The sequence below is a fragment of the Fumia xinanensis genome (assembly GCF_014384905.1).
GTDB classification, from domain to species: Bacteria; Bacillota; Clostridia; order Oscillospirales; family Ruminococcaceae; genus Fumia; species Fumia xinanensis.
This window is the reverse complement of record NZ_JACRSV010000001.1, coordinates 1,195,448-1,208,126: the sequence shown is the minus strand read 5'-3', so window position 1 is coordinate 1,208,126 and position 12,679 is coordinate 1,195,448. Positions and strand designations below refer to the sequence as shown.

Sequence of the window (12,679 nt, the reverse complement as noted above, 5' to 3'; positions counted from 1 at the left end):
AAAAATTGTCGTCTGCTAAGGTGTTTAGAGCCGATAACCGCGGAAAACCCACCTGCCCAAAACATATTGGCAGGCGGGTTTTCCATTTCAGCAACAAATTGCCTTATAAATGCAAAGATTTTTTAGGGCAGGCATCGACGCATGAAAAGCATAAAATGCACTCTGTTCCGTTTAACCGCTTACGGGAATTATCGGAAACGGCGACATTCATAGGACAGACTTTTTCGCACTTTCCGCAGGAGATGCATTTATCGGTGTCGTTTTTTACCCGCAGCAGGGAAAAATAGCTTGCCGGTTTCAAAAACACGGTGATGGGGCAAATGTATTTGCAGAAAGCGCGGTTGTCCTGAAAAGCAAAGGCCAGCCCGATTCCGGCGATGTAGTACAGCGCATTACCGGCGATAAAGCTCCAGAACATAATGTTTTCCAAATTCGGTACCCGAAAAATAAAGAGCGCACCCACGAACACAAGGGAAACCGCGAAGACGATATATCGGACAAAACCGATTTTTTTGCGGGGCTGCCGCGGGACCTTGTAGGGAAGCAAATCCAAAATCATCGCCGTCCAGCAGGCGTATCCGCACCATCCCCGGCCGAACAGGAGGGGGCCGAAAATTTTTGCGATCACATAGTGAATGACCGCCGCCTCGAACACACCTAAAAACAGGTAATACCAGAAACCCTCGAGCTGCATGTTTTCCCGGGACAGGATACCGAGATAAATCAGCATATAAGAGCCCACGGCGAGCTGTACGATGCTGCGGGCGTGCTTCATTTTTTTGGAATAAAACCCAATGCCCAAAGCAAGGCAGGTTCCGATGTAGGAAAAATTGAACAGATAAAAGATGTTGTCAAGGGTCAGCCACAGCGTGACGGCAATGGCTTCAAACAGCAGCCAGATGGCGAAGGGGAAAGCATATTTTTTCATGAGCGTTTTTCTCCCTTAGTGTACAGAGTGAGGGCGCTATTTTTTCGTCCATTTCATGGGGGTAAAGCGGATGCCGTCTTCCAGCTGTTCCACATCGGTGTCCTGAAACCCCATACGACGGTAAAATTCAACAGCGTATGGGGAAGAATGGACGGTGAGGCTGCCGGGTGCGTCCTTTTGGATGCGATCAATCAGCATTCGGCCAATTCCTTGGCCCTGAAATTCTTTCCGGACGAAGAGCAGGGAAAGGTGGCTGCTACCTTTTCGAGTGGCGGCGACGCCGCAGAGGCGGTCCCCGTCGAAAATGCCGTACAAATTGAGGGCACAGAGGTTTTGCCGGTTCCCAATGAAGTTTTGGAAGGTCTCGACTCCCTCGGGGCTGTAATCCGGCGCTTCAAAGAGAAGAAACGTCTCCCAGACGAGGGCAAGGGCCGGTTCCCAGTCGGATTCATGCAACGTGCGGATTTTCATGGCTTACTGCCTTTCTGTGGGGTGAAAGTAGATGTGGATGTCAGCGCAATGCCCATCCCTCAAGCGATAGCCGCCGGGAATGGTGCCGATTCGCCGGAAGCGGAGCTTTTCATAAAGGTGGATGGCGGCGGCGTTCGTCGCCACTACAGCATTGAATTGGAGGCCGTGAAAGCCCAGTTCGCCGCATTTTTGCAGCGAATGGCGCACCATTTTCTCCCCGACGCCCTTACCTCGGAGGCCCGGTTTGACCCCGAAGGAGGCGTTGGCAATGTGTCCGCAGCGGCCCACATTGTTGGGGTGGAGGATGTAAAGCCCCAGAATCTGGCCGTTTTCCTCGGCGACACCGGTAAAGGACTGGGAAGCGAAGAAGGTTTCAGCTTCCTCCAGCGAGAACGGCTTATCCTGGGGGAAGGAGTTGGCTTCTTTAACCACCGCGTTCCATATTTTCATCAGGGCGGGGAGGTCTTTCGCCTCGTAGCCGCGCACCTTGATTTCCATCGTAATCAGAACCTTTCACGTAAATAGTCACCAATATTATACAACTTTTTCATCCTTTCTTCAAGGAGAGTTGACAGCCTTCGATGGAAAAGCGTTTCAAAGTGTGGTATGATACTGGTAGAGACACTGGCGCATATAATTAAATGAAATGTTGAGACAAAGGCCCGCTCCGGCGGGCGTGACAGTAATATTTGCATCGGAAGCCGAGCCTTAACAGGGCGGCTCCGGCCGAGAAGGAGACAATTATGGGAAAATTGGCAGTGGTGCTGGCGGGGGGAGGCTCCCGGGGCGCGTATCAGATGGGTGTGTGGAAAGCCCTTAATGAGCTGGGCATCGAGTATCAAATCGTCACAGGGGCGTCGGTGGGGGCCTTGAACGGCGCCATGATGGTTCAGAAGGACTATGACAAAGCCATGGAGATGTGGGCAAAGCTCACCACTCCCGACATCGTGGACATCGATTTAAAGCCCGAGGACGTGGACTATGAGAAGCGGCACTGGGAGGCCGGCGTCTGGCAGAGCTTTATTCACAAGGCCATGGAACAAAACGGGGTGGATTTCGCCCCGCTGGAACAGATTATGCACGATGTGGTGTCGGAAGAGCGCGTCCGGGCATCCGACGTGGATTTGGGCGTGGTGACGGTGGAATACCCGACGCTGAAGCCGCTGGAACTCTGCAAAAAAGACATCCCGGAAGGAAAGCTCATCGACTACCTGGTGGCGTCGGCGGCCTGTTTTCCGGCGTTCAAGAGCAAGCAGATCGACGACAAGCAGTACATCGACGGGGGCTATCGGGATAATCTGCCCATCAATCTGGCCATATCCATGGGAGCCGACGAGGTGCTGGCCATCAACCTGGACAGCGTTGGGGTGCTCCGCAAGCCTAAAACCGAGGCGGTTCCGGTGAAGTACATCAGCAGCAGCTGGGATTTGGGGCCGTTTCTGTGGTTTGAGCCGACCCTGACCGCCCGGAATATCAAGCTGGGGTATCTGGACGCCATGAAGCTCTACGGAAAGATGGAGGGTGGGGCCTACACTTTCCTGCCACGGGAGATGAGCTACAACGCCGAGCGTCTGGCTCCCTTCGCCGATGAGATTTTTGCTCTCGCCCGGGAGAGCATGGGCGGCCCCGATTACCTCCAGCACCTGGCTCGGTTCCGGCTGGTCAAGGCCATGCGCCGCAACCCCAAGGAGGACATTTCGGTGGAAGAAGTGCTGACTTCCGCCATGGAAATCACCGGAAAGCTCATGGAAGTGGACCCGACGGAGGCCTACACCGCCAGAAGTTTCAACGAGGCGATTTTAGAGAAATTCGCCGGGGTGGAGGGCATCGTCGAGGATACGCTGGAGGAAATCCGGAACACCAAGGTGTTCGTCCTCAAGGATATCCTCGACCGGGTGCAGAAGGAGGGCAAGAGCCACATTGTGAGTTTCCTCTACGGCGAGCTCAAGCGGATGATGGCCGATGGGAGCGATATGGGCGAGTTCTGGGGCCTGGCGGTCATGGTGCCGACCGAGCTCATCGCCGCCGTCTACGTCTACGGCTTGAAGCGGATGGAGGATGCAGAGGAAGATCTACAGGCATCGGCCCTGTGAATTCAGAAACACCGCCCGCAGAAAGGTTTGCGGGCGGTGTTTTATATCAGGTATAGTTGTAATCTGCATTGCGGTTTATATATGCCTGATTGGTCAGGCTTATTGCGGGCATTTCATGCCCGCAATAATACTATTTTTTATAAAAATGCTTCTCCTGCGCTTGTTTTCGACAAAAGTAGACTTCCGCACTCTTTCCACATAAGATGTATTGCCGAAGGTGTGTCAGAACTTTTCACAATGCCGCCAAACAAATTTCCGCAGCATGTAGCCCGCAACAACACCAAAACAGTGAGCGACCTCATGCGAAAGTTTCGTTCTGCACAGCAACGGTGATATTTTCAGTCATCATAGGGGCAGAAAATATCTTTTCCGGGAACGCCATATACCGGAAATCACAATCCCCCTACCTGTAATCTTAGTGATAAGTCCGGCGCCGCCCGGATCGTCAGCGGGCGGTCTTGGAAACAGCCGCTACCGCCGGAAACCACCTGTTTCGGCTGCGCAGCATTGAGGCGCTTCTGCAAAAAGCCGGACTACATAGCGTTTTTTCTTTTGGCGGCAAAGGGGACAGGCTCTGTACAAAAAACCTATCCTGTGTTAAGATGAATCAAAGCAACACAGAAAGGATGAATCCTATGAAAGACGCCGTTGTCCTCTACAGTTCCCGCTATGGAAGCACCAAACGCTATGCCGAAGCCATCGCCGCCCGGCTTCATTGTCCGGCTTTGGACGCCAAAAATGGAAAGCAGGTCCTTTCCGAGTACGAAACCATCATCTTTGGCGGCGGAATCTATGCAAGCGGTATCCGGGGCGTTTCCCTCCTCGCCAAAAATTTTGAAAAGCTTCGGGACAAGCGTCTTTTTGTATACACAGTCGGTATTTCCGACCCTACTGTGCCGGGGCGTTTTTCTCCCATCCTCGAAAAGAATTTTTCCCCAAAAATGCGGGAACAAATTCGTTTTTTTCATTTCCGCGGCGCTTTAGACTACGGCAGAATGAGCTTTCTGCACCGTTCCATGATGAAAATGCTCAAATCCATAGTGGAGAAAAAACCTCTTTCGGAGCGGACGGACGAAGACGAGGGAATCCTCAGCTCCTTCGGAAGCAAGGTGGACTTTTTCGATGAAAACGCCGTTTCTCCTCTGGTAGAAGCGGTGGAGAAAGGAAGTTTATAAAAAATAGTGTTTGATTTTGTGCCGTCAAAAAGGCATCGAGTTGTGAAACCTATGTAAAACCCGATTTTTTCAGAGATTTAGAGGCTAAAAACAGCAATCAATTTCAATGTTTTGGTGCCCAAATGGCGCCCGATTTTCCTATAATTAAATAAAACGATATGGACAGATATAAGGGAATACCTTTCACATAAGCAAAGAACGGAGAGATAAATTCATATGTTAGTGCTATAATATAAGCAAACATATTAACAAAAAGGAATTTGAATCTGCCAAAATTTTAGTCTGTGACCACTTGTTATAGGATGATATTAAAATCTGTGGGGAGCCTTGAAGACAAAGGATTTATCGCAGTTTTCTCACCTTATCCCTTTGTACGATTTCACACACACTTGTCTTTGATCTCGCACCTTATAAGGGCAGAAACAGGGGAAGCGAAATCTGATATCAAAAGATAACATAACTAAAAAGATAAGAGATATAGAAAAGGAGTGTGAAGAAATGGAATTTCACGGGGTAAGACTATTAAATATCGACTTGCTCGGTCTTAGTCAAATATATCTTAGTTCAGATAAGGTTGCATCTGTAATGGAATGGTTTGATCCACAGCGCATGGACAATTTTCAACCCTTGCTAGTTCATGATTTTGGGAACAATATATATACACTTACAGACGGTCATACAAGGACATATGTTGCATATAAAAACGGTGTTTCTGTTTTGCCCGTAGTCTATGATAATGATGATATTATTACGAATCAGATTGGGCAAATGTTATATAAAGCGGATATTGATTGGTGCAAGAGATTCAAAATATCTCATATTAAACATTTAGAAAGTCGTATCTTGGATAAAAGTGCATATCAAAAGTTATGGCATGAACGATGCGATAGAAGTTATAATCTGCTTACCAAAACTTCTTACAATGAACGTATACAACTACAGTGTTTGGCTCCAGATTTATTTTTATATGGAGCGTCTGAGAATATGTTAGTATTGTTTTTTGAAAATGAAACAGGTGAGTTGTTTTTATACAAAGATAATACGCTCACAAAGGAAAAACAGACTACAGTCGAAACAGAAATACGCTAAGTATAAACCGGAGGTTTGTGCGAGAGGTGCATTTCGCTCTCAAACGCCGAGGGCTCTTATTACCTGCCGAAAAAGCAGTTTGGCTTTTCCCTTGTTTCGGCTCGTAAGGGCAAAAACGAGAAAACCGTTGAAAATACAGGCTTGTTCTTCGTTTCTATAAACACTTTCAAGAAATTATAAGACGATTTTTGCCTGTAAAATCAATAAAAAATAGCTATTCTACTTATATTTTTTGTTACGGCTAGGAAAAACGTAGAACTCAAAAAGGCAAATTGAAAGGCGGGGAAATTTCCCCGCCTTTCTAGCGCTGTTCGTTTTCGTGAGTGAGCTGCCAGCGGACACCAAATTTGTCGGTGACGATGCCGTAAAACCGGCTCCAGGGCGTTTGAATGGGTTCCATATCCACATGGCCCTCCCGTTGGAGGGCGGTAAACCATTTGCGGAGCTTCCGTTCGTCACCTCCTGTTATGGCAAGGCTGATGCTGTTTCCCACGGTGAAGTTCATGCCATTTGGCACATCGGAAGCCATGACACGGCTTCCGGCAATGACCATTTCACCATGCATGACCCGCCTTTTGTCCGTTTCTGTCAAAGGGAGATCTTTAGCCGCCGGACTGTCCCCAAAGGTCAAGATGCGGGGTGGCTCGGTCTCGAAGGCTTTTTCGTAAAACTCCAGGGCTTCCCGGCAGTTGCCGGAAAAGCTCAAATAAGGGTGTATCATAAACGGTTCCTTCCTTTCTGGGCCCGGCTCCAAAACCGGTTGTTGCTTTTGCATTAGTGTTCCCGAAGGAAGGGCGGTTTAGTCAAACGTCTGCCAAAGTGAGGGCTTTAAGGAGCATTTCTTCGATTTCTGGATAGGAAAACAGTTCTCCTGACCGGAGCATCCTCCGAAAGGTGGCTTCATCCACCCAGCGCGCTTCCGCCACTTCTTCCGGCTGGAGTGTCAGGTCTTTCAGATCCACGTCCATTCTCAGGGCGTATACGTCCCAGACCAGATGGTTCGGCCTGGCCACCCGGAGCAGGTGCCGCAGTGATTTCGCCTCCACCGACAGCCCCAGTTCTTCCCGGATTTCCCGCACAGCCCCCGTCCTAGTGTCCTCTCCTGCCACCATCCGCCCGGTGGTCAGGCCCCACACCGCCCAACACCTCGCAGCTTTCCGCACGCCGCTGGATGAGGATCTGCCGGTTTGAGCTTACGATCCACGCCTCCATAGCCAAATGATATTCACCTTCTCCAAAGGCAGTTCCCTTGGGGACGACGTGGCCGGTCAAATTTCCTTCGCTGTCGCAGATATCCCAGTATTCCACGAAATTTCCTTCTTTCCTCATCTGTAAAGTTATTCACTTAACACTTTTTCCAAATCTTCAATGGAAACGTCCATCCTCTTCGAAACCTGTGCCAGGGACATGCCGGAAGCGAGAAAACGATTAACCACCATTTTCATCTCTTCCCCCACTTCAATCAGATGCCCGTCCGGGTCGTAAAACCGCACCACCCGCTGTCCCCATCCGTGCTCCACCACATCGCTCAGGTAGGCGACGCCGGGATATTGTGAGAGCTTGCGGAGAAAGCCGTCGAAATCCGCTTCCTCGAAACAGAGTTCCATATTGTTGGCATCTTTGAGGATTTTTTCTTTCGGAAGGCCTGTGAGCCAGTCAAAATTTTGCTGGAGCGACAGCCCGCAGGTAAAGGAAATGTTGATCCCATAGTCCTGATAGAGCTCCAGCCCGAACAAATTCTCGTAGAATTTTCTCGATGCGTTCACGTCCGACACTGATAGAACTGTACCGCTGTATTTCATCATTTTTCTCCTTTGAGTGTTTTTGTTTCATTGTAACAGGAAAAATTCCGGCTGTCCATGCATAATGCCGCTTTTTTCCGCATAGAATGGAGAACCAAACTTTTATGGAGTCGAAATAACGGTAATCCGAGAACAATTTATAAAAATTTACCAAATTTTGCATGTTTTTTACAGTTAAAGAATGGAATTTAGTTAGTCAATCGGTTATACTAAAAGAAAATAGAGTTTTTGCGGGGAAAGGACAGGATTTAAATGATTCATGCTGTGATTGACGTGGGTTCCAACTCCATTCGTATGTCAGTTTACCAGTGCGCCGGAGACGCCATCAGCCCCATGATCGACAAAAAGGAGACTGTGGGCCTGGCTGGATACATCGAGGATGGAATCCTCACCGAAGAGGGCATGTACCGGGCCGCTGACACCATTGCCGCCTTTGTCGAAGTTCTCCGCAAGTTCGGCATCGATCATGTCTCAGTCTTTGCTACGGCGTCTCTCCGCAACGCTGTGAACCAGGAGGAAGCGGTCCGTTTTATCGAAGAGCGAACCGGCCTTAAGGTCGCCGTCATCTCCGGCGACGAGGAGGCAAGGCTCGATTTCATCGGCGCCACTCAGTTTCTCTCGGTGCAGGACGGGGTGCTGGTAGATATCGGCGGCGGCAGTACCGAGATCGTCCTTTTTGCCGACGGACGCATCTCAAACCTTACAAGCATCCCCATGGGTTCCCTCAATATGTACACCAAGTACGCTGGCGGCGTCACCTTAGATAACGAAGAGCGCAAGCTGATGCGGCAGGGGATCCTCGACAACCTGAGCACCCTCTATTGGGCGCCTATGGAACCGGTAAAGACGCTGGTGGGGGTCGGTGGCACGGCCCGGGCATTCAAAAAAATCTGCCACGAGCTCTATAAAGTGCCCCGGGACGTTCAGCGGCTGGACGCCGGATTCTTAGGCATGCTCGTGAAAATCTTCAAAAAGGGCGACGTGAATCTTTGCCGCAAAATCTATAAAATGGTGCCGGAACGGATGCTGACCATCCAGCCGGGGCTCACCATCCTTAGCGAACTGGCCAAACGGTTCGGCGTATCGGAAGTGGTAGTCAGCCGCTACGGCGTCCGGGAAGGCTATCTCATCGAACATGTACTGAAAAACGGAGGGGACAATTGATGGACGGTTATCCCGCCTATATGGTCAATCGGGAACTATCCTGGCTCAAATTCAACGAACGGGTGCTCAACGAGGCCCTCTGCCGGGAGACCCCGGTGCTGACGAGGCTCCAGTTCGTATCCATATTTTCTACAAACCTGGACGAATTTTTTATGGTGCGGGTGGGAAGCCTCACTGATTATATGCATTTCGCCCCGGATTATATCGACAACAAAACCGGCATGAACGCCAAGGAACAGCTCACCGCCATCTACGCCGAAGCCCGGGCCCTCTGCGCCCGCAAGGACGAGGTTTACAGAGAGGTCGTCAACGAACTGAGCGTTTCCGGGGTCTCATTGCTGTCCTATATGGAGCTGACAAAAGACGAGAAAAAGGAGGCGGGGGAGTACTTTTCCCGGGAAATACGGCCCCTCCTATCGCCCCAGATCATCGACCCGCGGCACCCCTTTCCCTTTATCGCCAATAAGTCGCTGAACATTGCTGTCGAGCTGGAGCAGGACGGAAACCGTCTCTGCGGCATCATCCCGCTGCCCGGCGGAGTGCGGCGGCTGTTTTTCCCTGGCAGGGGGCGGCTCTGCTGCATTTCGCTGGAGGAACTGATCCTCCACTACGCAAACGAGGTATTCGCCCTCTACAAGGTGGTCAGCAAGGCGGTCTTTTCGGTGACCCGCAACGCCGACATCGACACCGACGCCAGGGAACTGGACGAAGACGACGACTACCGTCAGCACATGAAGAAAATCCTCAAAAAGCGGCAGCGGCTTTCTCCCGTCCGGCTGGAGATCCAGGGGAGCCTCAAGAAAAAGACGATGGAATTTTTAAAAGATAAGCTGGGCCTGTCGAGCCATCAGGTGTTCTTTACCACTTCTCCCATGGACCTGTCCTTCGTCGGGGAGATCGAAAAGCGCCTGACGCCGGAGCAGAAAGAGCGGATGCTGCTGCCCGCTTATCAACCCCGGCCTTCCGCCGCTATTCGTCCCAGGGAGAGCGTCCTGATGCAGGCGGCCCGCCGGGATATCCTTTTAAGCTACCCCTACGAGAGTATGCAGCCCTTTTTGCAGCTCATCAGGGAAGCGGCAAACGACGAAACCGTCCTGTCTATTCGGATCACCCTTTACCGCATCGCAAGGCAGTCGAAACTGGCGGAATCCCTCATCGAGGCGGCGGAAAACGGCAAGGAAGTCACCGTTTTGATGGAGCTCCGCGCCCGGTTCGACGAAGAAAACAACATCGAATGGGCCCAGCGGCTGGAAGAAGCCGGCTGCCGGGTCATCTACGGCTTAGATGGGTTCAAGGTACACTCGAAAATCTGCCTCATCACCCGAAAGGCGGCGGGAAAAATCCTTACGATTACCCAAATCGGCACCGGAAACTACAATGAAAAGACGGCGAAGCTCTACACCGACCTGTCCCTCATCACTGCCGACCCTCAAATCGGCCGGGACGCCGCCGACTTTTTCCTCAACATGTCCCTGTCGAATCGAAAAGGCGAATACCGCACTCTGTGGATCGCCCCCAATGGATTTAAGCAGAACGTCCTACGGATGATCGACGGGGAAATCGCCAAGGCGCGGGCGGGAAAGCCTTGCGGCATCCTGATGAAATGCAACTCCATGACCGACAAGATTGTCATGGAAAAGCTGGCCCAGGCGTCCAAGGCCAATGTTCCCATCAAGCTCATTGTCCGGGGGATCTGCTGCCTTCTGCCGGGAATCCCCGGCGAAACCGACAACATTGAGATTATCAGCATCGTCGGGCGGTTTTTGGAGCACTCCCGCGTCTACTGCTTCGGCGACGGGGAGGAAACGGCCGTCTATATCGGCTCCGGCGACATGATGACCCGAAATACTGACAAGCGGGTGGAGATTGCCGCCCCGGTCAAGGATGTAAAGCTCAAAAGGCAGATTCTGCGGATGATGGAAATCCTGCTCCGCGATAACGTTAAGGCCCGGGAGATGCACTCTGACGGGAGCTATACCCTGCGCACCCCCGACGGGCAAAGGCCCCTCTGCGCTCAAGAGGAATTTATCCTGAGGGCCGAAGCTGCGGCCCCGGCAGAAAGCGGTAAAAGTCGTTCCATAGGGGAATTATTCGCCGGAGTACGGCGGAAACTGCCCTTCAGGAGAGGAAAAAGGTAGTTTCAAGTCAAAATATGAAAAACAAAACGGCGCCTGTGTCTCAACACAAGCGCCGTTTTGTTTAGTAACAGTCGTTGGGTTTCATGCAGTTTTCGCTTTCTGCCGCCGCTTCAGGATGCTGTACCATCTGCATCAGGTCGTGAACCGTCATACCGGAGGACTCCACCACCTCTTTCAGCTCGGAAAGCTCTTTTTGCTCTTTTTGATTGAGGAGGGCTGTCTTTTTGTCCTGCAGCTCTTTGATGGTGTTGGTCCAGCGGGTGATTTGCGCGTCAATTTTCATCAGCTCTTCGTCATAGTTGACGGATTTTTTTACGCCTCGTGGCATGAAAAACACCTCTTTTTGTTTTGTTAGATTTAGCTTGGGCAGAAAGGGCAAAAAAATACCAAAAAAATCCGCCGACTGAAATTTTCAGGCGGCGGTTCGAGGCTTATCGGGTGTTGATGCGGCTGTGGTCGTCGATAATCTGATAACCCATTTTATTCAATGTGTTTTCGATTTGGTCGTATGAGGTTCCTGAGCTGTCGTAGTCAACGGACACCTGTGAGGTTTGTGCGTTGACTGCGACGCTTTCCACGCCGTGAATCGTGTCCAGGCGGCGTTTGATGTCTTTGACGTCGTGTTTGCCCACAATGTTCTCCACCTTAAAATATGCGCTTTCCTGAGACATACTTTATCACCTCGGATTTAGTTTTCCCGTTAAAACGCCGGCGGATACGAAGCAATTTTATGTAAGGCAAACGCTTTCTGGATTTTTGATTGGAAAAAATTTCTACTAAATAACTGTTGACATATATCACGATGTGATATATGATATCTATATCACATCGTGATATAGATAAATAGTAAAACAGAGTTTTTCTGGATGATGGAAAAAAGGGAAAGGAATGTGATAAAAATGGAACTGGAGCGGCTGAAAAAGCGTTTTCTCCCCATGAGCGAAACAATGTTCTACATCCTGTTCTCGCTGCGGGAGGAGCGCCACGGCTACGGCATCATGCAGTATGTGGAAGCCCTCACAGGCGGCCGCATCATTCTGGGAGCGGGCACGGTCTACCAAACCCTATCCAAACTGGAAAAACAGCGCCTCATCGAAGCGGTGCGGGAAATCGACCGGAAGAAGGAGTACCGCATCACCAAATCGGGAGCCCTTATTCTCAAGGAAGAGGCGCGGCGTATCTCGCAGCTTTATGAAACGGCAAAGGAGCTGATTTAAATGGAGAAAAAGGCAGTGTGGTTTTCCGTCTTTCGCAGGGTGGTTCCGGCGGATTATGAAGAGTGGCTGGAAAAAATGGCTCTCCAAGGCTGGAACGTTGAAAAAATCAGGCAGTTTGACTCCTTTCGGATGGTGTTTCACAAGAGCGAGCCGAGACGATACCGGTATGTATTTGACCTGAACGCCTTCCCAAAGGCCGATTACCGGAACACCTACGAGCAGTTCGGCTGGGAGTTTGTCGGGCAGATGGCGAGCTGTTTTGTCTGGCGAAAGACTTATACCGACATTCGTCCCGAGTCCTTTTCCGATACCGAAAGCCTCGTCAAACGGAACAAACGGGTCAAAAACGCCGTAACGGCAGCTCTTATTCTGTTTTTGCTGGGAATCGCGGTACTGATGGCTGGAATCGTCGTCTGCGGGCTTCGCGGATTATGGGAACAGGTGATGGAGCTTGCCTTAGAGGCTTTTCTCCTCGCGTTCATTGCGGGATACCTGTGGTGGGTGACACGGCAGATCAGAAAAAACCTGGAACGGTAAAAAAGGGTCCCGCGCAGTATTTGCTGCGCGGGACCTGCTGTTCGGAAAACGCTTTTGTGCGAATT

At 50.8% G+C, this 12,679-nt stretch carries 16 protein-coding genes; 7 read left to right on the top strand and 9 right to left on the bottom strand.

Features of this window, described 5'->3' with window-relative positions; translation table 11 throughout:
• Window positions 1–103 precede the first annotated feature (103 nt).
• The 3 genes from H8710_RS05690 to H8710_RS05680 are packed head-to-tail and all read right to left on the bottom strand — an operon-like array spanning window position 104 to window position 1,897.
• A complete protein-coding gene (locus H8710_RS05690; protein WP_249294450.1) occupies window positions 104–928 on the bottom strand; it encodes a 4Fe-4S binding protein in 825 nt (274 codons plus the stop codon).
• A gap of 36 nt (window positions 929–964) precedes the next feature.
• Window positions 965–1,399, bottom strand: coding sequence for a GNAT family N-acetyltransferase (locus tag H8710_RS05685; RefSeq protein ID WP_249294449.1), 435 nt, complete (start codon window positions 1,397–1,399; stop codon window positions 965–967).
• Between the two features lie 3 nt (window positions 1,400–1,402).
• Complete coding sequence (locus H8710_RS05680) at window positions 1,403–1,897, bottom strand: GNAT family N-acetyltransferase (RefSeq protein WP_249294448.1); 495 nt, start codon at window positions 1,895–1,897, stop codon at window positions 1,403–1,405.
• Between the two features lie 245 nt (window positions 1,898–2,142).
• Here H8710_RS05680 and H8710_RS05675 point away from each other — a divergent pair, with 245 nt between their 5' ends.
• The 3 genes from H8710_RS05675 to H8710_RS05665 all read left to right on the top strand — a co-directional run bounded on the left by H8710_RS05675 (window position 2,143) and on the right by H8710_RS05665 (window position 5,756).
• Window positions 2,143–3,492 (top strand): patatin-like phospholipase family protein, encoded by a 1,350-nt coding sequence (locus H8710_RS05675; protein WP_249294447.1) that lies wholly within the window; start codon window positions 2,143–2,145, stop codon window positions 3,490–3,492.
• Between the two features lie 635 nt (window positions 3,493–4,127).
• Window positions 4,128–4,667 (top strand): flavodoxin domain-containing protein, encoded by a 540-nt coding sequence (locus tag H8710_RS05670; RefSeq protein ID WP_249294446.1) that lies wholly within the window; start codon window positions 4,128–4,130, stop codon window positions 4,665–4,667.
• Between the two features lie 498 nt (window positions 4,668–5,165).
• On the top strand, window positions 5,166–5,756 hold the full coding sequence (locus H8710_RS05665; protein ID WP_249294445.1) for a hypothetical protein: 591 nt from the start codon (window positions 5,166–5,168) through the stop codon (window positions 5,754–5,756).
• A 301-nt stretch (window positions 5,757–6,057) separates the two neighbouring features.
• Here H8710_RS05665 and H8710_RS05660 read toward each other — a convergent pair whose 3' ends face one another.
• The 4 genes from H8710_RS05660 to H8710_RS05645 all read right to left on the bottom strand — a co-directional run bounded on the left by H8710_RS05660 (window position 6,058) and on the right by H8710_RS05645 (window position 7,561).
• Window positions 6,058–6,477, bottom strand: a complete 420-nt coding sequence (locus tag H8710_RS05660; RefSeq protein WP_249294444.1) for a VOC family protein — start codon at window positions 6,475–6,477, stop codon at window positions 6,058–6,060.
• Between the two features lie 82 nt (window positions 6,478–6,559).
• The gene (locus H8710_RS05655; protein ID WP_249294443.1) at window positions 6,560–6,892 is read right to left on the bottom strand and encodes an NUDIX domain-containing protein; all 333 of its coding nucleotides are present in this window, start codon (window positions 6,890–6,892) and stop codon (window positions 6,560–6,562) included.
• Window positions 6,846–7,064: an NUDIX hydrolase gene (locus H8710_RS05650; RefSeq protein WP_249294442.1), complete on the bottom strand. Its 219-nt coding sequence runs from the start codon at window positions 7,062–7,064 to the stop codon at window positions 6,846–6,848. Before H8710_RS05650 ends, H8710_RS05655 begins: the two co-directional genes overlap by 47 nt.
• A gap of 29 nt (window positions 7,065–7,093) precedes the next feature.
• A complete protein-coding gene (locus H8710_RS05645) occupies window positions 7,094–7,561 on the bottom strand; it encodes a VOC family protein (RefSeq protein WP_430413304.1) in 468 nt (155 codons plus the stop codon).
• A 249-nt stretch (window positions 7,562–7,810) separates the two neighbouring features.
• Between H8710_RS05645 and H8710_RS05640 the strand changes: the two genes are divergently transcribed.
• The gene (locus tag H8710_RS05640) at window positions 7,811–8,722 is read left to right on the top strand and encodes a Ppx/GppA phosphatase family protein (protein WP_249294441.1); all 912 of its coding nucleotides are present in this window, start codon (window positions 7,811–7,813) and stop codon (window positions 8,720–8,722) included.
• A complete protein-coding gene (gene ppk1 / locus H8710_RS05635) occupies window positions 8,722–10,860 on the top strand; it encodes a polyphosphate kinase 1 (protein WP_249294440.1) in 2,139 nt (712 codons plus the stop codon). The genes H8710_RS05640 and ppk1 overlap by 1 nt, the downstream gene beginning before the upstream one ends.
• Window positions 10,861–10,921: 61 nt before the next feature.
• Here ppk1 and H8710_RS05630 read toward each other — a convergent pair whose 3' ends face one another.
• Complete coding sequence (locus H8710_RS05630) at window positions 10,922–11,188, bottom strand: DUF4315 family protein (RefSeq protein WP_249294439.1); 267 nt, start codon at window positions 11,186–11,188, stop codon at window positions 10,922–10,924.
• 103 nt (window positions 11,189–11,291) lie between these two features.
• Complete coding sequence (locus H8710_RS05625; RefSeq protein WP_249294438.1) at window positions 11,292–11,531, bottom strand: heavy-metal-associated domain-containing protein; 240 nt, start codon at window positions 11,529–11,531, stop codon at window positions 11,292–11,294.
• Window positions 11,532–11,759: 228 nt separating this feature from the next.
• Here H8710_RS05625 and H8710_RS05620 point away from each other — a divergent pair, with 228 nt between their 5' ends.
• Together H8710_RS05620 and H8710_RS05615 are read left to right on the top strand one after the other, a co-directional pair.
• Window positions 11,760–12,077, top strand: coding sequence for a PadR family transcriptional regulator (locus H8710_RS05620; protein WP_249294727.1), 318 nt, complete (start codon window positions 11,760–11,762; stop codon window positions 12,075–12,077).
• Complete coding sequence (locus tag H8710_RS05615; RefSeq protein WP_249294437.1) at window positions 12,078–12,614, top strand: DUF2812 domain-containing protein; 537 nt, start codon at window positions 12,078–12,080, stop codon at window positions 12,612–12,614.
• Window positions 12,615–12,679 lie beyond the last annotated feature (65 nt).